This is a genomic window from Methanomassiliicoccaceae archaeon DOK, assembly GCA_009911715.1.
In the GTDB taxonomy this organism is placed as follows: Archaea; Thermoplasmatota; Thermoplasmata; order Methanomassiliicoccales; family Methanomethylophilaceae; genus Methanoprimaticola.
Map to the genome: position 1 here is coordinate 670,688 of CP047880.1, position 21,567 is coordinate 692,254.

The 21,567-nt window shown below is 59.1% G+C and carries 22 protein-coding genes and 2 tRNA genes; 14 read left to right on the forward strand and 10 right to left on the reverse strand.

Features of this window, described 5'->3' with window-relative positions; all coding sequences use genetic code 11:
- Positions 1 to 8: 8 nt before the first annotated feature.
- Positions 9 to 2,243 (reverse strand): ABC transporter permease subunit, encoded by a 2,235-nt coding sequence (locus tag JS82_03485; protein QHK17222.1) that lies wholly within the window; start codon positions 2,241 to 2,243, stop codon positions 9 to 11.
- Between the two features lie 641 nt (positions 2,244 to 2,884).
- Positions 2,885 to 2,962 (reverse strand) — tRNA-Arg (locus tag JS82_03490).
- A gap of 424 nt (positions 2,963 to 3,386) precedes the next feature.
- On the opposite strand from JS82_03490, the gene JS82_03495 reads away from it, so the two are divergent.
- Together JS82_03495 and JS82_03500 are read left to right on the forward strand one after the other, a co-directional pair.
- Positions 3,387 to 4,214, forward strand: coding sequence for a hypothetical protein (locus tag JS82_03495; protein ID QHK17223.1), 828 nt, complete (start codon positions 3,387 to 3,389; stop codon positions 4,212 to 4,214).
- Between the two features lie 207 nt (positions 4,215 to 4,421).
- A complete protein-coding gene (locus tag JS82_03500) occupies positions 4,422 to 4,571 on the forward strand; it encodes a hypothetical protein (GenBank protein QHK17224.1) in 150 nt (49 codons plus the stop codon).
- Between the two features lie 111 nt (positions 4,572 to 4,682).
- Here the strand turns inward: JS82_03500 and JS82_03505 are convergent, their stop codons facing one another.
- Positions 4,683 to 5,387 carry a peptidylprolyl isomerase gene (locus tag JS82_03505; protein ID QHK17225.1) on the reverse strand — a complete coding sequence of 235 codons (705 nt, stop codon included), beginning with the start codon at positions 5,385 to 5,387 and terminating at the stop codon, positions 4,683 to 4,685.
- Between the two features lie 138 nt (positions 5,388 to 5,525).
- Between JS82_03505 and JS82_03510 the strand changes: the two genes are divergently transcribed.
- Positions 5,526 to 5,600: transfer RNA gene (locus JS82_03510), tRNA-Thr, on the forward strand.
- A 281-nt stretch (positions 5,601 to 5,881) separates the two neighbouring features.
- On the opposite strand, the gene JS82_03515 is transcribed toward JS82_03510, so the two are convergent.
- On the reverse strand, positions 5,882 to 7,096 hold the full coding sequence (locus JS82_03515; GenBank protein ID QHK17226.1) for a zinc-ribbon domain-containing protein: 1,215 nt from the start codon (positions 7,094 to 7,096) through the stop codon (positions 5,882 to 5,884).
- A gap of 114 nt (positions 7,097 to 7,210) precedes the next feature.
- Between JS82_03515 and cls the strand changes: the two genes are divergently transcribed.
- From cls to JS82_03545, 6 genes are all read left to right on the forward strand, one after another.
- Complete coding sequence (cls, locus tag JS82_03520) at positions 7,211 to 8,707, forward strand: cardiolipin synthase (GenBank protein ID QHK17227.1); 1,497 nt, start codon at positions 7,211 to 7,213, stop codon at positions 8,705 to 8,707.
- A gap of 4 nt (positions 8,708 to 8,711) precedes the next feature.
- Positions 8,712 to 9,740, forward strand: coding sequence for a hypothetical protein (locus JS82_03525; GenBank protein QHK17228.1), 1,029 nt, complete (start codon positions 8,712 to 8,714; stop codon positions 9,738 to 9,740).
- Positions 9,741 to 9,841: 101 nt separating this feature from the next.
- Positions 9,842 to 10,336, forward strand: coding sequence for a hypothetical protein (locus JS82_03530; protein QHK17229.1), 495 nt, complete (start codon positions 9,842 to 9,844; stop codon positions 10,334 to 10,336).
- 16 nt (positions 10,337 to 10,352) lie between these two features.
- The gene (locus JS82_03535; GenBank protein ID QHK17230.1) at positions 10,353 to 10,868 is read left to right on the forward strand and encodes an isochorismatase family protein; all 516 of its coding nucleotides are present in this window, start codon (positions 10,353 to 10,355) and stop codon (positions 10,866 to 10,868) included.
- Positions 10,865 to 11,038 (forward strand): GNAT family N-acetyltransferase, encoded by a 174-nt coding sequence (locus JS82_03540; GenBank protein ID QHK17231.1) that lies wholly within the window; start codon positions 10,865 to 10,867, stop codon positions 11,036 to 11,038. Before JS82_03535 ends, JS82_03540 begins: the two co-directional genes overlap by 4 nt.
- Complete coding sequence (locus tag JS82_03545; protein ID QHK17232.1) at positions 11,039 to 11,422, forward strand: GNAT family N-acetyltransferase; 384 nt, start codon at positions 11,039 to 11,041, stop codon at positions 11,420 to 11,422.
- Positions 11,423 to 11,440: 18 nt separating this feature from the next.
- On the opposite strand, the gene JS82_03550 is transcribed toward JS82_03545, so the two are convergent.
- A complete protein-coding gene (locus tag JS82_03550) occupies positions 11,441 to 11,977 on the reverse strand; it encodes a hypothetical protein (protein ID QHK17233.1) in 537 nt (178 codons plus the stop codon).
- Positions 11,974 to 12,546: a chorismate mutase gene (locus tag JS82_03555; protein QHK17234.1), complete on the reverse strand. Its 573-nt coding sequence runs from the start codon at positions 12,544 to 12,546 to the stop codon at positions 11,974 to 11,976. Before JS82_03555 ends, JS82_03550 begins: the two co-directional genes overlap by 4 nt.
- Before the next feature lie 416 nt (positions 12,547 to 12,962).
- Between JS82_03555 and JS82_03560 the strand changes: the two genes are divergently transcribed.
- Positions 12,963 to 13,196, forward strand: a complete 234-nt coding sequence (locus JS82_03560) for a hypothetical protein (protein QHK17235.1) — start codon at positions 12,963 to 12,965, stop codon at positions 13,194 to 13,196.
- A gap of 43 nt (positions 13,197 to 13,239) precedes the next feature.
- On the opposite strand, the gene JS82_03565 is transcribed toward JS82_03560, so the two are convergent.
- Complete coding sequence (locus JS82_03565; protein ID QHK18387.1) at positions 13,240 to 14,112, reverse strand: hypothetical protein; 873 nt, start codon at positions 14,110 to 14,112, stop codon at positions 13,240 to 13,242.
- A 321-nt stretch (positions 14,113 to 14,433) separates the two neighbouring features.
- Here JS82_03565 and JS82_03570 point away from each other — a divergent pair, with 321 nt between their 5' ends.
- Together JS82_03570 and JS82_03575 are read left to right on the forward strand one after the other, a co-directional pair.
- Positions 14,434 to 14,730 carry a hypothetical protein gene (locus JS82_03570; protein QHK17236.1) on the forward strand — a complete coding sequence of 99 codons (297 nt, stop codon included), beginning with the start codon at positions 14,434 to 14,436 and terminating at the stop codon, positions 14,728 to 14,730.
- 15 nt (positions 14,731 to 14,745) lie between these two features.
- Complete coding sequence (locus JS82_03575) at positions 14,746 to 15,879, forward strand: SPASM domain-containing protein (protein ID QHK17237.1); 1,134 nt, start codon at positions 14,746 to 14,748, stop codon at positions 15,877 to 15,879.
- A gap of 33 nt (positions 15,880 to 15,912) precedes the next feature.
- Here JS82_03575 and metA read toward each other — a convergent pair whose 3' ends face one another.
- The 3 genes from metA to cobO form a co-directional block, all read right to left on the reverse strand.
- Entirely contained in the window at positions 15,913 to 16,836 is a 924-nt protein-coding gene (metA, locus tag JS82_03580; protein ID QHK17238.1) for a homoserine O-succinyltransferase, read from the reverse strand.
- Between the two features lie 4 nt (positions 16,837 to 16,840).
- Positions 16,841 to 17,746 carry a cysteine synthase A gene (gene cysK / locus JS82_03585; protein ID QHK17239.1) on the reverse strand — a complete coding sequence of 302 codons (906 nt, stop codon included), beginning with the start codon at positions 17,744 to 17,746 and terminating at the stop codon, positions 16,841 to 16,843.
- A 65-nt stretch (positions 17,747 to 17,811) separates the two neighbouring features.
- On the reverse strand, positions 17,812 to 18,360 hold the full coding sequence (cobO, locus tag JS82_03590; protein QHK18388.1) for a cob(I)yrinic acid a,c-diamide adenosyltransferase: 549 nt from the start codon (positions 18,358 to 18,360) through the stop codon (positions 17,812 to 17,814).
- Between the two features lie 63 nt (positions 18,361 to 18,423).
- Here cobO and JS82_03595 point away from each other — a divergent pair, with 63 nt between their 5' ends.
- Together JS82_03595 and JS82_03600 are read left to right on the forward strand one after the other, a co-directional pair.
- The gene (locus JS82_03595) at positions 18,424 to 19,962 is read left to right on the forward strand and encodes a nitrite/sulfite reductase (protein QHK17240.1); all 1,539 of its coding nucleotides are present in this window, start codon (positions 18,424 to 18,426) and stop codon (positions 19,960 to 19,962) included.
- 348 nt (positions 19,963 to 20,310) lie between these two features.
- Positions 20,311 to 21,534 carry an MFS transporter gene (locus JS82_03600; protein ID QHK17241.1) on the forward strand — a complete coding sequence of 408 codons (1,224 nt, stop codon included), beginning with the start codon at positions 20,311 to 20,313 and terminating at the stop codon, positions 21,532 to 21,534.
- The last annotated feature ends 33 nt before the right edge of the window (positions 21,535 to 21,567 follow it).

Sequence of the window (21,567 nt, forward strand, 5' to 3'; positions counted from 1 at the left end):
CTTCGCTGTCAGTAGGCACGGTTTAGCCTCCTCTCTAGTCTTCTGATAAGATACGTCAGCACGAGGACTATCGACAGGTAGATCGCTGCGGCCACTATGATGGGCAGGAGCGCGTCGTACGTCTGTCCCCTGATGATGTCCGCTCCCCTGGTCAGATCCATGATTCCGATGTAACCGGCCACGGAGGTCTCCTTCAGCAGGGAGATTCCCTCGTTACCGATGGCGGGTAGGATGTTCCTGATGGCCTGCGGCAGGATGACGTTGGTCATGGCCATCCTGTTGCTCATACCGAGGCTTCTGCATGCCTCCATCTGTCCCTTCGGGACCGCTGTTATTCCTGAACGGACGACCTCAGCCACATACGCGCCTGAGTTCAGTCCGAACGCCACCGATGCTATCAGCACACCGTTGTCCGACGATGCGAACACCACGTAGTAGATCAGCAGCAGCTGGACCATCACAGGCGTTCCGCGTATCACGGTGATGTACACGTGGCATATCGCGTTCAGTATCCGCAGTTTGCCCGTCATGTCGTGGGTGCTGCGCACCATCGCCACCACGGAACCGAGGATCAGACCGATGATGAGGGCCACGACGGTGATGATGATGGTGTTCTTCAGACCCTCGAAGATATACAGGTAACGGTCGTTCTTCAGGAAGTCCGTGTGGAACCTGTCCTTGAGGTCCGCCCACCAGCCGGTCTCCTCGGACTCATCGTCGTCCTCGGCCTGCTGGTTGCTGTAGTAGGAGGGGACCTCCTTGTACTCGGCGTCGGCGTAGTACTGAAGGATCTTGTCCACGGTGCCGTTTGCGATGAGCTTGTCCAGGGAGTCGTTGACGAGGTTGTAGATCTCCGTGTTGCCCTTCTGGAAGATGAACCCGTAGTACTCGGGTTCCGCATCCAGGATGTCCAGGATCTTCAGGCCGGAGGTCTTGGCGACCTGTGCCTGCGCCACGGTGCTGTCTACGATCTCGCAGTCCGTCTTGCCCTGGATCACATCCAGAAGCGCTATCGTGTAGTCCTTCTGCGTTCTTATGTCGAGGCCCATGCCCCTGTCGTTGAGCTCCTCGGCGTAACCTGCGCCGCTTGTGCCGGTCTGGACAGAGACCTTCGCCCCTTTCAGGTCGTCAAGGCTCTGGATGTTGGAGCCTTCCTTGACGACAAGCACCTGGTGGATCTCGGCGTAGGGGGTCGAGAAGTCGACGCGCTGCTTCCTGTCGTCGTCGATGGTGAATCCCGACGCACCGAGGTCGCACTTGCCCTGCTGGACGGACACGATGATGGAGTCGAAGGTGTTCTGCCTGAAGTCGATCCTGTAGTTGATGTCGTACCCGATGGCCCTCATGATGTCCATGTCGATACCGGTGTACTCGCTGCCGTACAGGTACTCGAACGGCGGGAAGTCGGGGCTGGTCTCGACAATGAGGGTGCCCTTGTAGGAGAAGAAGGAGGGTGTCTCGACGGAGTATCCGTTCTCCTCGTAGTAGTCGAGGATCTGCTGGTGGAGTCCGTTGTCCTTGATGTGCTGCAGGGACTCGTTGAACATGTCGCGGAGTTCCGTGTTGCCCTTCGCGAAGATGAACCCGTACTGTTCGACGGGCGAGTCCGTGAGGATGTCCAGCACCTTCAGTTCGTTCGGGTGGGCGTCCACCTGGGAGAGCGCGACGGTGCTGTCCACGACCTCGCAGTCGGCCTTGCCGAAGAGGAGGTCGTTGACGACATCCGAGTAGGTCTTCTGGAAGATGATGTTGCTCGTCTCGTAGCGCTCGGCGGCGTAGTCGGCGCCGGTGGTGCCGGTCTGGACGGTGATCTTCTTTCCGTCCAGGTCATCGAGAGTCTTGATGTCCGTGTCGATGGGCACGACGAGGACCTGGTGCACCTCGGCGTAGGGGTCCGAGAAGTCCACGGATTCGGCCCTTTCGGGGTTGATCGTGAAACCGGATGCGCCCATGTCGCACTTGCCCTGCGGGACCGAGATCAGGATCGAGTCGAACGTGTTGGTCCTGAACTGAACGTTGTATCCCATGTCGTCGCAGACCGCACGGACTATGTCCATGTCTATGCCCACGTACTCGGAGCCAATCTGGTAGTCGAACGGGGCGAAGTCCGGGCTTGTCTCCACGACGAGCGTCGGTCTCCCGTCGCCATTGTCATCGCCGCCGGACAACACTGCGTAGGAAGCCCCGGCGACGCATAGGATCGCGATGACGGCTATCACCGCGATCATCTGTTTCCTTTCCATTATATCAACCAAATTTTTGGATGTCTGGCTATCTCACCCATCAGAATATAATAAGAATCCGACACAATGTAAAAGGACGACCTGGGCTGTACAATATAGTACATAGTGTATATATTCTATCTATCAGCGACACTTCTCGAGAGTCGGCGGCGACCGTACCGTGGGACGGGCAGTTCTAATCATAGGATGGATCATCGATGGTCGGGTTTGCGCCGGAGTGTCGATTCAATCCGAATCCAGAGCCGTGCGGTGACGGTCTGTGGTCGATTAGAAGACGTGCTCCTCCACGTCGGAGATGGATTGTGGCGAAGCAAAGCCATCATGGAGGAGGTCTCGGGCCCACACTCCGGCCGCCATCGTCTTCAGATACAAAACGTCGCAAGTGGTGGACACATTCGAACGAGTCCGCGAAAGAGAGGGGGATCCGGTGTTGGAGGGACGCCCCAAACATCCTGATTGCATCCCATTCGGGGACGTTCCTTCTATTTTCAAGCACCGCTCCGACGGGAGGGCGGAGACCAAGCTAAGAGGTAGAGCACGTCGAGAGCGTCCCCATGGGTCAGCGACCACCAGCACAACGAGGGGCTACGGCAGGATGAAGCTCGAAAGGGCGCATGCAGAAAAGGCATGGGTAGAAGAAATGGCGAACAGGAGGGGATTCGAACCCCCGGCCTGCAGCTTAGGAGGCTGCTGCCATATCCAGACTAGGCCACCTGTCCGCTGAATCCCCCGACATCAACGTTGGATATAAGCGTTTCTATCATCTCGATCGGAACCAGGAACCCGGAATAACTTCCTGATGTCGAGAAATGCCCGAGGTTGGTCCATGGGTGCATGTCTGGATCGTATTGTGTCTGGTCAAGATGTCTGATACGATTCATGCAAGCTCCTGTTCTCAGACGATGTCGAACGTTATGAATAACAAAAGCAGCCGGGACCCGGATGGGATGGATGTGTTTGGGTCCCGGCCATAAGCAGGTGATGCATGTCCTTGGGGGAGGAAATGCAATACATAGAATTCCATTGATATTAATAAACTAATCGCTGTTATCTTTGTGAGATTTGTTTCATATGTTGATTACGTAGATTGTAAAATAATAGTTATTAAATACGCTGCAATCAATCATCACCTCGGGATGCACTTTGCCGTCTGGCCGCAAGAAGAGGATCATGGTGGCTTGCGTGACCTTCGAGACATCGAAGGTCGTGGAGCCTGCTCTGTACTACGAGATCAACAAGGCCCACATCATTCACTACGTGAAGGACCCGACCTCGGAGAACGGCATGATCTACGACAGCTTCTGCCAGAGGGTCTGCGAGTTGCTCAGGGAGGAATCTCCCCGCGAGGTGGAGGTCGTAATCCACAACGAGCGCGTCAGCGACTTCTCCGTGATGCTGCGCACCGTCCTCTCCATCATACAGTCGGAGAACGACAGCGAGGAAGGCTGCGAGATCTACGTGAACATCTCGGCAGGATCCCCGGAGTACTCATCCGCCGCCACGGTGGCATCCATGATGGTCCCCGGGACGATCCCGTTCTCCGTCGGCACACAGGAGTACACGGTTCCTACCGAGAGGATAAAGGATGTCTACTTCGTGGACGGGATGCCCGTCGGTCTAACGAAGTCCACGTATCCCCCGCGCACCATGCCGATATACACGATCAACATCCCCGAGGAGCATCTCGTGAGGGGCCTGCGCATACTCCACGAGAGGAACCAGGCCAAGATGTCCGTCACCAGCGGAAGGATGGTCCAGGCCCTGAAGGATGCGGGCCTGTGGTACCGTGACACGGAGTCCGACGATCCCGACAGGAAGTCCAACCAGCGTCAGACCGAGGCCGTGTACTACCAGAGGGATTTTATCACCAAGTGGTCCAGGAACGGCTGGATCAGGAAGGACGAGCTCCGCAACAGGTACCTCCTCACAGAAGACGGCGTCAACATAATCAACACATTCTATCTGGAATGATTCGTCTTCTCCGCATGACGTTTCGTCTACGTCTCACGGTTTATGCCGTTCTCAATCCATGTCTTTCAATGCATGCCCGATCCAGACGTTCAAATCATGGACCACATAACAAAAATATCTAACATAACAAAGATAACAACGAGATGTAATTATACAGTCCGATCCATCTCTTATCTGCAGCCGAGGTGGCTGCGGGAGAGAAGAGAGATGACGCACTACCAGCAGACACTGATAATTCCGAGAACCAAGCAGCGTTTCCCGGAATCCCCCAGGTCGAGGCGCCCGGCGTACAGGCCCCAGCCCGCGGGGAACAACGTGAACAGGGAGCTGAACTCGATACTGGCGTTTTTCGATTGACAGCCGGTATGCGGATAGGATGGACGGGAGGGCACGACCCTCCCCTTTCATTGTAAACCAGAACAGAAAAGGGTGTTTTTAGGAAAGGGTTTCAGGATTGCAGGGTTCCGATCACTCGGAGGACTCTGCGGGGGCGTCGGCCTTCTTGGACTCCCAGACCTGGACGAACTCGACACGGTCGACTCCGAAGGTGTTGCGGTAGTCCGAGACGAGCCTGTACTTGGCGACGGCCCAGCCCTCGTGGAACTTGCAGATCTCGGCCTCGGTGATGACGACCTTGTCCTCCATGATGCCGAATCCGAATCCCTCGGAGGTTCCGAAGTCCATCTCCATGATGCACTTGGCCTTCTCGACGGGGTCGGTGACCTCCTCGACGACGGTGACCTCGTATTTCAGGTCGTGTCCGGCCAGGGGGTTGTTGAAGTCGACCTTGACACGGCCGGCTCCGACGGACATGACGACACCGTTGCGGTTGCCGAGGCTGACGGACATGCCGGGGTAGGGGTTGATCTCGTTCTTGTAGAACTCCTTGATGGGGTGGAGCTCGATGAGCCTGGGGTTCCTGGCACCGGCGGCCTTCTCGCAGGGGATGGTGACCTCGGTCTCCTTTCCGATCTCGGCGCCAGCGATGGCGGCGTCCAGGTCGGCGTAGAGGGAACCAGATCCGATGATGTAGGCCATGGGGGCGTAGGTGACCTTCTCGTTGAAGATGCCGGCCTCCTTGGCTGCGTCGGCGTTCGTCGTGTCGTAGAGCCTGTCTGCGTCTGCGAAGTAGGCTTTGTAGTCGATGCGGACAATCCTTTTAGCGTCTGCCATTTGAAATCACCATTTGAATGTCAATGTATGATGGGGCTCGCGATTGCGTTGTATAATATAACAATGTCGGTTAAGGGCCATAACGCCGTCGGTCCGAGGGAAACGGATATAAACGAGTTGCTGATACGACTGCTTGGTGCCGCCTTGGCTTAGGGGTATAGCGGCTGACTTGTAATCAGCAGGCCGGGGGTTCAAATCCCTCAGGCGGCTCCATTATTCTTCAAAATGATTGGCACTCTGATGGAAATACGTGATGCGGGGGGTTCGCATCAAATGTTTCGCATTAAGGCGTTTTGTGAAGGCGAACCAAACGAACGCTGGTAGGATGCAAGATGATGTTGCCGTCGAGTCGGATTCTTATACGGCTCGCAACAGTGATCAAGTGCCAGCTGACTGGTGCCGGAGCCCCCGTCGACGTCTATGATCCCGTTCTTTGGACTTGTGCTCCGATTGACGGGGGACGTCTCAGGGGAAGGCACAACGGTCTCTCCGGTTCATGCCACCAGGTACAGTCCGTCCGAAGGATTCGCGCCTCCGCCCTGGTACAGGAATTCGCCGTCGGAGGTTATGGTGTAGTCGCGGGAGACCATTCCTGCGGGGAACGGGACGTCGACGGTGGTCTCGCATCCGTAGTAGACGGTGCCGTCGAGCTCGTAGCTGTACGTGTGGTAGTGCGTCGCCAGTTCCCACAGGGTGTTCTCCTCGTAGTCGTCCAGAGCGATCGCGGCCAACGCGTGGCCGGGCACCATGAACACCCCCGCGTCGTATCCGGCGGCATCGAAGAGGGCGGCGCACAGGAACGAGGTGTCCTCGCAGTCGCCGCCTCCGTTGTACAGCGTCTCCATCGGGAACGCCCAGTATTCCGCGCGGCCGTAAAGGTCGGAGTCGTTGAGGTACTCGAAGCACACCTGCACGAACCCCAGTATGAAGTCTGCGTACTCCTGACCGTCCACGGGCGCATCCTGGCCGAAGGCTCCGAGGTAGGCGGACCTGAGCTGCTCCTCGAGCGATGCGATGGTCGGGTCGGCCGCCGTGAGGATGGACACTCTCTGCCCGAAGTCCCCGTAGGTCTTCAGGTAGTAGTCGTCGTTCAGTCTGCAGGCCTCGTAGTCGGCGTAGTCGTAGGAGACGGCGACGGAGAGGTCCTGCGCCATGTACGTCCACTCGAACGTGTCCGTCAGGGTGCCGTAGAGAATCAGGCTTCCGCTGCGCGAGCTGTACGGACCGTTCAGGTTGTCCGAGCTCCCCACGGACATCGCGTACATGCCCGGGGTGAGGTCGTCCTTGGGTATCTCAAGATACGGTTCCTGGGTGATCCGGCGGTACTCGTCGCCGTAGCGGTCGGTCAGGGACCACAGGAAGTGGGTCTCCTCGTTGGAGACGTCCACGAGCACGAACTTCACGGAGTCGCCGAGGTCCCCGACAGCGATGAACGAGCCGTCGGCGATGTCGCCCGACACGACCACATCCCCGCTGACAACGACCCTTACCACGCTGTCGTCCTCATCGTCGCCGATGAGGCTTGACGCTGCGAACAGGACCGCCAGTGCCAGCACGGAGAAGACGATCACGGCGGTGACGGTCCTGCGGCTCATGCCTGGGCCGGTGTTGCGGGCTGGCGGCACCGCGGACGGGTCCACCGGGAAGCCGCACGACGGGCAGAACGACTGATGCTCTTCGAGCTCGTGGCCGCAGTTCCTGCAGAACATGGAGGGAAATCACATCCGGCGTATATAACGGGGTCAGGGCGTGGTTCGGATCCGCCGTGCTGTCCGGTCGCTCCTGTGGAACCAAATAAATACATTCCAGAGGTACACCACGGCATGCCCGAGCCCATGTTCCCGCCGGAGGTGGAGCAGGCGCTGTCCTACACCGTGACGCTGTCCGAGATCGTCTCCGTCATCGTCATCTTCGACATAGCCGCGCTCCTCGCCCTCATGTTCCTGGAGAGGTACGACCCCCGGGTCTTCGTGACATGGCTCGTGATGCTCGTACTTGCACCGCCGGTCGGGTTCATACTGTACATGTACCTGGGTGCGACGATCTACAACCGCATGAGGTTCATGCCGAAGAACGTGACGGACACTCAGCTGATGACTGCCGCCGAGTACCAGAGCAACCTGCTGGAGGAGGACCTGGGCGGCGATCCGGAGAAGGCTGAGATGTACCGCATGGCCAAATGCATGGACCGCTCAGGGGCCTGGTCGTACTCGGACGACAACGAAATAACGCTGTTCACGGAGGGGCACGAGAAGCTGTCCAGCCTTCTAAACGACCTCAGGTCCGCGGAGAAGTCGATCCTCATGGAGTACTATATCATCCGCAACGACGAGATCGGCAACGAGCTCATGGACATCCTGATCCAGAAGGTGAGAGAGGGTGTCGAGGTCCGTCTGCTAACCGATGCGTTCGGCATCGGCAAGGGGCCGAAGGAGGGGATATTCAGGTTCAGGAACGCCGGCGGACACTACGCCACCTTCCACTCGTCGCTCAACCTCCTGCTGAGTCCCAAGAAGAACAACAGGAACCACCGCAAGATTGCGATAATCGACGGGAAGATGGCGTACTGCGGCGGGTTCAACATAGGCAACGAGTACCAGGGGGAGGGCCCCCTTGGCCACTGGAGGGACGCGTCCGTGAAGGTCGTCGGATCCGGGATTCTGCCCATGGCCGTGAGGTTCTCCGCGGACTGGCAGTACTGTGCCAAGAGGGATCCCCTGAAGCCTCTGGGCCACTACCTGGGGGAGGTCACCATCCCCCACAAGGGCAACGTGAGGATGCAGCTCGTCTCCGGAGGACCGGACACGATGCCCAACAACCCTGTGCAGATGCAGTACCTGGCGATGATCGCCAACGCGAAGAGGCGCCTGTACATCACCACCCCGTACCTTGCGCCCGACGAGTCCATGATCCTCGCGTTGGCCAACGCAGCCAGGTCCGGCGTGGACGTGAGGATACTGATCCCCGACAAGAAGGACCACATGTTCCTGTTCTGGAACAACATGTCGTACGCCAACGCTCTGATGAAGGCGGGGGTGAGGGTGTGGAGGTACAACGACGGATTTGTCCACGAGAAGCTCATCGCCATGGACGACTGGTGCTGCTCGGTCGGGTCGGCGAACTTCGACATACGCTCGTTCACACTCAATTTCGAGACCAATGTCATGATCTACTCCGAGGAGGTGACCAGGCAGGCCGTGGACCAGTTCCTGGCCGATCTGGACAGGAGCACCGAGTACTCCTGCGAGGAGTACGACCGGAGGACTACGATGATGAAGATCCGCATGGCCATTTCCAGGCACATGATACTGCTGGCGTGATCGCATGGACGTCGATGTTCTCATCATAGGTTCGGGGCCGGCCGGCGCATCCGCTGCGTTCCACCTCAACGGGTATCCCGGCAGAGTGGTGGTCCTGGAGAGGTTCTCCGAATCTATGTTCCCGAAGTACCACTCTGTCTGCGGGGAGGCCGTCAGCGACAGGATGTTCAGGAAGGCAGGCATCGAGCCCGCGGCGGTGGTGACCAGGGTCGACAGGATCGAGATCTCGTTCCCCGGCGGCATCACTGTCAAGGTGCCCGTCGAGGGGGCCGTCGTGGATCGTCCGGAGATGCTCGCGGAGATCCGCGGCAGGTGCCGGGCGGAGTTCCTCCGTGCGACCGCCACCGGAGTGGAGAGGGACGGGGACGGTTTCGTCGTCCGGACGAACGTCGGCGAGTTCCGTTGCAGATATCTCATAGGTGCCGACGGGGCGCACTCCGTGGTCAGGAGGGACCTGTTCGGCACGGTTCCGGAGATGCTTCCCGTTGTGAACAACATCGTGAAGGGCGACGGCGGTACCACCCTGGCGTTCACCGTGGGGCAGGCCCTCAGCGGCTTCTACAGATGGAGGTTCCCATCGAAGCCCGGCACGGTGTCCGTGGGTTCGCCCAAGGGCGAAGCCGAGCCTGAGGGGACGATATCGTCGGGGGCCCGTCACATCCCGTTCGGAGGGGTTCCGGAGGCCGTCAGCGACAACGCGATGATCGTCGGCGATGCATCCGGTCTCGCGAACGCGCTCTGCTACGGAGGGATAGGAGCCGCGATGCTCTCGGGCAGGAAGGCGGCCGAGGCGGTGATGTCGGGAAGGCCGGAAACGTACGGGAGATGGTATTCCAGGTCGATTTACACGAATCCGCATTTCATGAAGGCCCACAGGCAGTTCTCCGACTGGAACGACGAGGACATCTCTACCGCAATGCGTCCTTTCAGGGGAGGATACTCCGTGGGAAGGGGTTTTATGGCTATTCTCAGACATCCGAAGTTCGCAAATGTCTATTTTGCGACTTGGATTGCATTTAAAGTTGGCTGGTGAGTTGGATTATACATCCAACAATATAAATATTACGCATACATTTATATATTTATAACACCAGACACCATTGTATGTCCCCAACATTGCCGATAAGCAGTTTGTTGAGGTGCGCGAGATGCTCGTACGAGTGGATCCCGCGTAAGGACGAACTGCCAAAGCGGTGTCCGAAGTGTCGCTCGATAAAGTGGAATGACTCCCACCTCAGAGTCACATGCCTTCGCTGCGGCCACACGTGGAACTCCCACAACGGGTCACCGAAGAGGTGCCCATCATGCGGGACACACCAGTGGAACACTCCACCGCGCAGTTACACCTGCAAGCGTTGTGGCTACAGCTGGAATGCCAAGGGAACCAAGGTTCCCAGGAAGTGTCCGCTATGCTCGTCAAAGGACTGGGCAAGCGAGAGGGAGGCCGACTTCCAGAGGGCCCCATCCCGCGAGTCGGAGGTAGACGCAGTCCTTGAGGGGCTGATCCTCGGGGAGTACCGCAAGGGGCGCTCCTGCGTGGACATCTCCATATCAGAGGGAATACCGTACAGCCTAGTGTTCGAAACAGTCAAGAGGAATAGCACCACCGCCAACAACATAAAGGTGTGAATTCCTAGGCCGGGGCATGCGCGCCCTGGTCGTCATAGACTACCAATCCGATTTCGTCACCGGCACCCTGGGAAGCCAGGATGCCGTCTTAATCGGGGATGCCATAGGCTCCCTAATCTCTTCTTATCTGGATTCCGGGGACCAGGTGTTCTTCACCAGGGACACGCACGATCCCGATTACCTGGACACCCGCGAGGGGAGGCTGCTCCCGGTCACACACTGCGTCAGGGGAACACCCGGATGGGAGATCTGCGGAAGGCCGGGCGAGCTGTCCCGCGATCCCAGGTGCCGCATCATAGACAAGCCGACGTTCGGATGCGCCGAGCTGATGGACGTCCTGAAGGACTACGACGAGATCGAGCTCTGCGGTGTGGCCACCAACATATGCGTAATCGCCAACGCCGTTCTGGCGAGGACTGCGAATCCGGAGGCCAGGGTGTTCGTCCGCAGGGACTGCGTCGCCAGCTACGACAGGTCGCTGGGGGAGAAGGCCCTGGAGGTAATGGGGTCGCTGCAGGTGGAGATACTGTGACGCTGAGGACCCTGAACATGAGGACGGACCGTCTGGAGCTCAGGAGGTTCGAGGAGTCGGACGCGGAGGCGTGCTTCAGGAACTGGATGTCCGACCCGGAGGTGACCAGGTTCGCCACCTGGGAGCCCCACAGGGACGTGATGCAGACCAGGAGGATCATAGGGTCGTAGGTGCGCCAGTACGAGAGCGGGAGCATGGACTGGTGTATCGTCCTGAGGTCCACAGGGGAGCCGATAGGCAGCATCACGGCCGTGCGCGACCATCCGGATCAGAGGTACTGCGAGCTCGGGTACTGTCTCGCCCAGAGGTACTGGGACAACGGCTACATGACCGAGGCGCTGACCGCCGTTTCCAGATACATCATGGACTTCACGGACTATCTCTTCATCCAGGCCAGGTACGACACGGAGAACGAGGCTTCGGGCAGGGTCATGGAGAAGTGCAACTACAAGCCGGCGTGCGAGCGCGAGATGCCCGATCCGAAGACCGGCAGGATGCGGACATACAGGTTCATGAGGCTGTACCGCAGCGACGTGATGCTCTTCGTGGACTGATGCGCATCTATGGAGAGGTCACTCCGGAAGGTTGTCCCTGACCCTCTCTATCTTCCTTACGGCCGCGATGTACTTCTCGTGTTCCGAGTTGGCAGCCCTTCTGCAGGTCTGGCACTGCTCGTGGCATACCTGGGCCTCCTGCCTCAGCTTCTCGGCCTGGTCCATGAGGGTGTGCATCTTCTCGTGGAGCGCCTGTCCGTCCTGGGAGTACTTGACGACCTTCTGATGGTAGCTCTGGGCCTGGGACTTCGCCTCTCCGATGTCCCCGAGTCCGCCCGCCGCTCTCATCCTGGCCGCGCGGTCATTCCACTCGTCGCGCTTCTGCTTGTTCTCCCTGACGGATATGTTGCACTCGTCCCTCTGCTGCTTGTAGACGGATGCCTGGGAGGAGAGCTTCCTGGCCTGGGCCTGGAGTTTGTCCCTCTTGTCGGCGAGGACCTGCGCCTGCCTGTTGTAGTCGTCGCGGGCGTTCCTGTGCCTGATGGCCTCCTTGTTCAGATCGGCGACGATGTCGTCCAGCCTGCGGGCATCCTCCTCTATCATCTCGGAGATCATGCCGACCCCTTGCGGAGAAGATGGAACTCGGTCATGTTGTCAGACCTGTCCTCGATGTTCTCGTGAATCATGCGGAGATTGAACATCTGGCCGGCGTTGCGTCTGCACACCACCGCCGTGTCCTCGCTCAGCTTGCCCTCTGAAAGGTACTCCGCTGCGACAGCGGTGTCCTCCACCTCGATCCTGTCGGCACCGGGGAATAGCCTCTCGAGGTTGCCCTTGGTCTGTAGGAGTGCCTGGATGTGGGATGCGACGTGCCTGATCGGGCCTTCATATCCTTCTCTGATGAAGACGCAATGATGGATAGGCACCCAGAAGCTGAGAACGAACTCGATGTCATCCCTGCCCTCGAGGGCCTTCCTGGTCTCCTCGACCGGTCCGGCGTTTATGTTGGCCACGGCGACGACACCGTACTCGGCGCCCTCGAGGTCCATCGCGTCCACGACGCCTCTGGAGTCGACCCTGGGGAGGAGCTCGTACTCATCCCAGCCCATCTTGGCGGCGAATTCCGTCGCCGCCTGTTCGGAGTTGGACCCGGGTATGCCCATGTAGGCTATCGTGACCGTCATGATGCGTCCGAATCGGTAATTCATGTAAATAGTTGGCGAAAGACGAGAAACGGAAGGGTTCCGAGAATCAACGTGACCGCACGGTGCCTCCTTTAAGAAGCATCGCGGAGAGGTGGGATGGCCGGCCGGGCGACGAGACCCGACCGGCGGGAGAAGAGTAAATGAGCATTATTCCTCCGGAGGACGTTTAACGTCCGCATCTCGGTCACAATCTTCGGGATTGAGATCGAGATCTCCGTCCAGTGATGGACGGACAAACCCTGGCCGCAAGGCCCCGGGCCTGCTCCCAACAGGCTCGGTTCGGGTATGTATGTTGGAACGATAAGGAAGTATTTAAAGAATCGTTTCGACATTCGATAGCGTTAGTGCAACATATAACCCTATATTATTTCATACATCGAAGCTTTCGGTGCATCATGGATGAGAGTTACCGCAAATGTCGCACATGCAGATTCTGCAGACATTCGGACGGGATGTGGGTGTGTCTGCCCGAGTCCAGGTCGACCACATCTGACGGCACATGCGGCAGATATCGTCCCGGTTGCTGCGAGAACTGTCTCTCCTACAACGGTGGGAGATGCTCCAGGACGGGGGATGAGACGTTCCCACTCGACGTGTGTTCGGATTACGACCCATCCGGCGTGGCCTGACGGTTACAAACAATTCGGGCCTGTTCCCTGGGCCGTTTCCGCATCACTCCGACATCCTGGCGTTCCTGTTGGAGAACATGTTCTTGATGCTGGCCTTGGCCTGCGAGTTTCCAGAGATGACCCTTCTGGCCGATTCCGGTATCCCGAAGTACACGATGTTGTCGCAAAGGGACTCGTTGCCTTTCATGGACGGCCTTATCCTGGAGTAGCTTCCCTGCATCGAGCCGATGGTCTCGTTGACGAGGCCAGTGAATCTGAAGACATCCTTGTCTATGAGGGTCCTGGCGTTGACGTATCCGGACTCGGGCAGGAGGGGGTTGTAAGTGCCCTCCATGTAGTCCTCGTCCAGGTCGTCTATCGCATCCATGATGTAGACCGCGGTGCTCAGTTCGGTGAAGACCTCTCCCAGGTCGCTGGTGTAATGGTCTCCGGCAATGTCCTCGAGGGCGCCTATCAGTCCGCTGCCGAACGTGCGGCCCATGAGGCGGGCATCTCTGCAGCCCCCTAGTTCGAGTTTTCTCAGTTCCTCGAACCCCTTGCCGACCATGTCATCGTAGTCGGGGTGCATCCTCACGGCCTTCTCGATGGCCCGGTTGAGAGTCAGGGATATGAACCTGCTCTTCAGCGAGGGGTCGTCGGTCTCATCGTCCAGCAGCTCCCATTTGGTAAGGATCAGCGTGTATGCGGCCATGTCGCGCATGAGATCGGCGGAGGTCTTGCAGCTGTCCAGGACGCAGATCGTCCGCTCTGTGGGGCCGACGTCGAGGGCCTGGCCTGTGACGCCGCAGAGCAGAATCGTGTTGAACGTCATATCGTAGTTGACAGTCAGCGTGCCGGTGAGTCCGAAGCCATCGTGGAGCTGATGGCAGGTCTCGCAGTAGTATCTGCGATATCTGCTCAGGTCCGCTGGCGACAGTCTCCCGTAGGCCGGCACGGTGTAGCCGAGCATGGAGACGCGGAAAGCGGGTGGGGATTTAAGGCTCTCGTCAGCCGATGCATGTGATATCTCACATCCTATCACCGGAAGACCGACGCGGTCGATCCAAATCTCATTTATTCTCATGGATTCATGTAACATAATCGCCATTGCCGCGGATGATAGCCAGATGATGCTTTTCGATGCCTCTGACAGCATCTTCCAGACGTCTGGCACGGCCCTTCCAGAACCTAATCGTTAAATACGCGCACTAAGTACGCCTTGACTGTACCGAATTCAGCGTCGGTAGGTGAGTATCCCATGTCGTACGAGTCAGAATCCGTAGACAAATTGACCGCACTTTACGAGAGCCAGTCCCCTTCCGCATTTATCGCGTTCGCGATGGAGGGACTCCCTGAGACAACCCACGACGAGCGCGTCGACAAGGGTGACCACGACGGATCCACCAAGTGCGACTACTGCTGCTGCGACGACAAGGGATGCTGCAGCTCCCCCGGATGGTACGGCTGCCTCGTCGGAGGGGTCGTCGTCTGTGTCATCTGCTGCTGCTACGCCACCAACGGCTTCAACGGCGTCTGGACCTACTGGCCCTTCTGATTCCGAAGCAACGGCATGAAACCCTATCTGTCGGTAGTCGTGAAGCCGACGCTGTACTGCAACACGGGATGCAGGCACTGCTACCACACACCAGACGAGAGGGTCAGGGGCGAGATGTCCCTTGACACTCTCGATCGTCTTTTCAGGATGGTCTCGCAGGAGTACGAGGCCGCATGGTTCATCTGGCACGGGGGCGAGCCCCTGACCCTGCCTATGTCGTTCTACAAGGACGCCATCGAGCTCCAGGAGAAGTATTTCGGCAAGAGGAACGGTCGCTGCGGCAACACCGTTCAGACGAACGGGACCCTGGTCAACAGGCGCTTCATGGCCTATTGCAGGGAGAAGCAGATCAACGTCGGCGTATCCTACGAGGGCCCGTACAACCAGGTCCTGAGGGAAGGAGACCCGTCGAAGGCCCTGGACCTGCTTTCCGCGAAGGAGAACAAGTACTCCGTGTCGGCGACCATATCCGCGGAGACGGCGCTGAAGCAGAGGGAGCTCTACGAACACTTCAAGGTCAAGGGCACGAACCTGTCGCTCTCCCCCGTGATACCCGCCGGATGCGCCAGGGACAACGGAACCGTTCCCGATGCGGACGAGTTCATAAGGGGAAGCATCGAGGCCTTCGACGCTTGGTTCCACGATGCCGGATCGAACGTCCCTCTGATTCCCCACTACCTTTACATCCTCAACTATCTCGGGGACCCGACGCCGTCCGACTGCGCGCACACGTCGTGTCTCACGAAGTGGCTCTGCGTCAACCCCGACGGCTCCGTATACCCATGCGCCAAGGCCTGTCCCGAGGAGTTCTGCATGGGCAACATCAACGAGGTCTCCACCATACAGGAGCTGTTCCAGTCGGAGGGGTTCAGGAGGATACTCCTCGGCTCCATTAGGAGGCGCGAGAAATGCGCATCTTGCCCCATATTCAGGTACTGCAACGGAGGGTGCAGCATGGACGCCTACCACGAGGGCTGCCTGGAGGACAACGGCAACGACTCCTGCAGGATATTCAGGGAGGTGTTCACGCACATCTCCCGCGAGGTGCAGGCCGTCCTGGACGGGGGAGGGGACGTGTCCGGACTCAACCCGTTCGTCAGGGACGCCATCGTGGGGAAGCTCGTCAATCCCCGGGTCGTCAGCCAGTGACGGCAGGTCCGGCACATCATCCCCGTATTGTTCTCACGATTCCCTTCCGATCTCGTCGATGTCGAACGGCGTGAGCTGATATACGCAGTAGTTCAGCCAGTTGGTGTAGAACAGGGTCGCGTGGGCCCTCCATCTGACTATCGGGTCCCGTCTCGGGTCGTCGTCCTCGAAGTAATGCTCGGGGACGTGCGGGTCCTTCCCGGCGTTCAGGTCCCTCTCGTACTCGTACGCCAGGGTGGCCGCGTCGTACTCCAGATGACCCGTGATGAACGTCTGGTTCCTCTCCGACTGCACCACCGCGACCCCGGACTCCTCCGATGCGCAGACTATGTGCAGGTGGGGGTTGGCCATGATGTCCTCGGCCCTGACCTCGGTGTGCCTGGACTGTGGCATGAAGAAGCGGTCGTCGAATCCTCTGACTATGGGCTCGTTAGGGATGAGCACGCGGTGCTCGTATATCCCCGAGACCTTGGACGCCATCTGCCTCTTCTGGATGCCGTAGTGGTGATACAGCCCCGCCATGGCGCCCCAGCAGATGTAGAGCGTCGAGCACACGTTGGTGAGCGTCCAGTCCATGATGGAGCAGAGCTCGTCCCAGTAGTCGACGTCCTCGTAATCGATGGTCTCCAGCGGAGCGCCGGTGATGATCATCCCGTCGAACTTGCGGTCGCGGACCTGATCGAACGTCCTGTAGAACCTGGCCAGGTATTCGGCGGAGGTGTTCTTGGACTCGTGGGTCGCCATCTGCAGCAGCGTGATGTTGGTCTGCAGAGGGCTGTTACTGAGGCACCTCAGGATCTGTGTCTCGGTCTCCACCTTCGTGGGCATCAAGTTCAGGATGAGGATCTCCAGCGGACGGATGTCCTGGGTGTTGGCCCTCCCCTCTCTCATGACGAAGACGTTCTCGGACTCCAGGATCGAAGCGGCCGGCAGGTCGTCGGGGATCTTGACAGGCATCGGATCACTCGTAGATGCCGAGGCTCATGTACTTCTCGCCGCCGTCGGGCAGGATGGCCACAATCTTGGCGGAGGGGTCTTCCCTTGCCCTTCTGATGGCGGCGAAAACGTTGGCGCCGGAGGATATCCCTGCGAATATCCCCTCCTTCCTGGCGAGTTCCACGGCGGTTCTTATCGCATCCTCGGTGGCGACGGTCTCGACGGAGTCCACGGCCTCGGGCAGGTAGTTGCCCGGGACGAAGTTCGAGCCGATCCCCTGGATGTTGTGGGGTCCTGCGTGGCCCTCTGTTATGAGCGGGCTCTCGGCAGGCTCGACCCCGACGACCTTCGCCTTGGAGCCGCTGTCCTTGCAGGCGAGGCCGATGCCGGATGCGGTGCCCCCGGTTCCGATGCCAGCGTAGATGAAGTCGACGTCCGGGAGGTCCCTGAGGATCTCCTTCCCGGTCCCGACTCTGTGGGCGGCGACGTTGGCGGGGTTGTCGAACTGTCCTGCGATGAAACCGCCCCTCTCGGACCTGATGCTCTCGGCGAGTTCCACGGCGCCCTGCATGCCCTTGGCGCCTGGCGAGAGGACAACTTCCGCCCCGTACGCCTTCATCAGCGAGATGCGTTCTTTGGACATCGTGTCGGGCATGACTATCACCGCCTTGTATCCCCTGGCGGCCGCAATCATCGCGATGGCGATGCCGGTGTTCCCGGATGTGGGTTCGATGATGGTGCCGCCCTCCTCGAGGACGCCGCGGGCGACAGCGTCGTTGATCATGGACAGGGCTGCGCGGTCCTTGATGGATCCCGCGGGGTTCCCCCTCTCGATCTTCACATAGACGTGGGTGCCCGGAGGGTTGATCCTGTTAAGGCGCACAAGGGGCGTCTCCCCAATCGTCTCAGTGATGCTGTCGTAGATTGTCATGCCACCCTGATTGGATGGACGATGATAAAAAGGTCTTGCGGAGGGGCTCCGTCCCCTCCGCGGCATCAGTACTCTATGCCCTTCCTGGCGCCCACTCCCCTGTCGAACGGGTGCTTGATCAGGGTCATCTCGGTGACCAGGTCGGCATAGTCTATTATCTCCTGGGGCACACCTCTGCCCGTGAGGACGACCTCGGTGTTGGGCGCCCTCCTCTCCAGAAGATCGATGAGGGACTGCGGGGTCATCAGGCCCAGCCTGATGGAGTTGATGGCCTCGTCGAGGATGACCATGTCGTACTCGCCCGATGTCAGCACCTCCTCCGCCCTGGCCAGACCCCTGCGCGTGTCCTCAATGTCCTGCTCCCTGGTGACCTCGCGGCCGCACATGTGGTCCGAGCCCATCGGTTCGATGGTGAATCCGGGGAGCATCTCCGCGGCCATGTGCTCGCCGTATCCCTTCGGGGGCTTGAGGAACTGCAGCATTATCACGTTGAGCCCGCGTCCGACGGCCCTGAACGCCATGCCCATCGCCGCCGTGGTCTTCCCCTTCCCGTTGCCGGTGTACACCTGCACCAGGCCGAGCCTCTTCTTGATCTCATCCGGACAATCGGACATCATTTCCACCTTGTGCATGTATCACCGTCAGACGTAATAATCACTGTGACGCTATCATCAGGTATGAGCAGAGATGTCGATTTCTTCAGGGCCAGGATCCCGGAGTTCAGGGAGGCCGAGGAGAGGTTCTTCGTCAGGAAGGACCTGTCGGCCAAGGAGTACAAGGGGATCTCGGGCAAGTTCGGAAGCTACGCCCAGAAGGGCGGTGAGCTCGGGATGATAAGGCTCCGCATGTGCGGTGGCCACATGTCCAAGGACAAACTCTCGTTCATCATCGACGAGTGCAGGAGGTACGGGATCACGAGGATCCACACCACCACCTGCGAGACGGTCCAGCTCCACAACCTCCGCGGCGACCAGATATGCGAGATAATGGACAGGGCGCTGGACCATGGGATAAACACGCAGGGAGGCGGAGGGGACAATCCGAGGAACGTCTCCGCCACATCACTCTCGGGTGTGGAGCCGGGAGAGAAGTTCGATGTGTATCCGTACGCCAAAGCGACCGAGACGTACCTGCTGGACATCATGACGGACATCAGGATGCCGAGGAAGCTCAAGGTCACGTTCTCCAGCTCGGAGAGGAACGAGACCCATGCCACCTTCAGGGATCTGGGGTTCATCGCAAACGACGACGGTACCTTCGACGTCTGGGCGGCCGGGGGGCTCGGTAACAACCCCAAGCTCGGAATCAGGGTTGCCGAGGGGATAGACCCTTCCAAGACCATCTACTACGTCCGCGCCATGGTTGACACGTTCATGAAGCACGGGAACTACGAGAACCGCTCCCGTGCCCGCACCAGATACATGCGCGACGACCTCGGCGACTCAGGGTTCCTGGAGGCGTACGGCGAGGCTCTTGTCCCGCTGCTGGAGAAAGGAGGGCTCGACATCCATCCGGAACCCGAGACGTTCCCGGAGAAGGAGCCCGTGGAGGTCTCCGGGGACAGGATCTTCAGGCAGAAGCAGCCCGGTCTGTACTATGTGGCGTACCATCCGGTCGGAGGGGATGTGCCACTGGAGGCGCTGGAGAGGATAAGGGACGCCATCGCGGACGTCTGGGACGCGGAGGTTAGGGTCGCCCCCGACAGCACCCTGTACATCATCAACCTAGGCGGTGACGAGGCCCTCAGGGTGAGGGATGCAACGGAGGGTGGCGCAAGGACGCTGTTCGAGACATCCGTTTCATGCATCGGGTCGACAATCTGCCAGCAGGGTCTCAGGGATTCCAACGGCACCCTGTACGCCATGATCGACGCCGTGCGCGCTGCGGGCATACCGGACAACGCCCTGCCAAGGTTCAGGATATCTGGATGCGCGTCGTCCTGCGGGAACCATCAGGTCGGCATGCTCGGGCTGCAGGGCGCGTCCAAGAGCGTGGACGGCAAGCCTGTCCCGGTGTACAATCTCACAGTGAACGGCTGCGGGCTGCAGGGCAGGGAGCGCTTCGGCGATCTCGTAGGCGCGGTCCCGGTCGACAGATGTCCAGAGATGGCGGTCTTCCTCGGCAGGACCGTAGCAGCCAGTGGCAAGGACTTCGACGCCTGGCTGTCCACTGAGGGGAAGGATCTCGCAGAGGTCCTGAAGGACTATCTCGTCTGAAACTTCAACGATCGGACGGGGCCGCTCCCCTCCGATCCAAACCTGTTCCGTTTCTCCGATTCGTAGCTCACATCAGATTCTGCGAAGGGTCGGTTCCGTCCCGTATGACATGATGCATCGGAGGTGATGCAGACGGTCCGATGTTGTCGTACCAACTCATCGAAGCCAAGCGGACATGTCATATCATCGACCGATAGACATTTGTACTGTTGGATGTGAAAATCATAGATATATCGATACATAAAATCTGTATTTAAAGAACCATTGAACGAATGTTAGACTTAAAGGGGGTTGATAGTTGGTCAACCAACTATCAAGATTAAATACGAGACCACGGAGGGGGCTCCCATGCAGAGAGAAAAAGGTGTTTTCAAACCGACCAAGCTGACACTGGTCACCATCCTCCTGAGCTCTATGCTGATCCTCATGGGCGGAGCGGTTGTTGCCCCGGCCCTGAACGATATCAAGCAGGCTTTCCCGGGGGACGACTTCCTAGTATCGCTGATCATCACCCTCCCCTCGCTCGCAGTCGCCATCGTCGGATACGCCGTTGGCCTGGCCGCGGACAGGTTCGGGAAGGTCAAGGTCCTCTTCATCGCACTCGCGGTCTTCGTCATCGCGGGGGTCGTCAGTTACTTCCTGCCCAGTCTCGAGAGCATTCTTGTCGCCAGATTCATACTGGGAATCGGAATCGCCGGAATCACGAGCACCGTCACCGCACTCATCGCAGAGTACTACGGCGGCGTCCAGAGGGTCAAGGTCCTCAGCTACCAGTCCGCAGCCATGGGAATCGGTGTGCTCATCCTCGAGTTCACAGGCGGAACCCTGGCCGAGATATCCTGGAGGACCCCGTTCCTGGTCTACCTGATAGGCATCCCGATCCTCATCATGGCCATCCTGTCCATGAGGGAGCCCAGGATGTCCGACGAGGACAGGGCGGAGATTGCGGAGATAGTGTCCCACGAGAAGTTCAGGAAGGCCAACTACAGGATCGTGGCTCTGTGCTACGTCTCAATCTTCTTCTGCATGAACCTCGTGTTCCTGCTGCCCACAAGCATCCCGATCGTCCTCGCAGACCTCGGGGCGTCATCATCCATCGTCGGTCTGTTCCTCGGGTTCCACGGCGTGGCGAACGCCGTCTTCAGCATCCTGTACAGGAGGATCACGGTCCGTATCCCGCCGTTCAGGATCCTCGGCATGGGGTTCCTCTTCATGGGAATCGGCTTTGCTGTCCTGATCCTGTACCCCAGTGTGCCTCTGGCGATCTTCACGCTGATCATCACAGGCATCGGCGTGGGGATGATCGTTCCGTCGCTGGTCAACACGCTCGCAGGGGAGGTCACAGGTTCCAACTCCGGGTCTATCATGGGAGGCTACGGAACGTGTCTCAACTTCGGGCAGTTCGCGATCTCGCTGCTCAGCGTGCCCCTGCTAGCCATGCTCAGCGACTCGTACTACGAGGTCTACTGCCTGATGGGAGTCATCGCCATACTGTACGGTGTGGTCATCTCTCTGTGGAGCGTGGGACACTACCGCAGGGCTAAGGCTGCTGCCGTCGCAGCGCAGGCCTGAATCCAACAACCGGCCGCATCGGCGGCCGTCTTA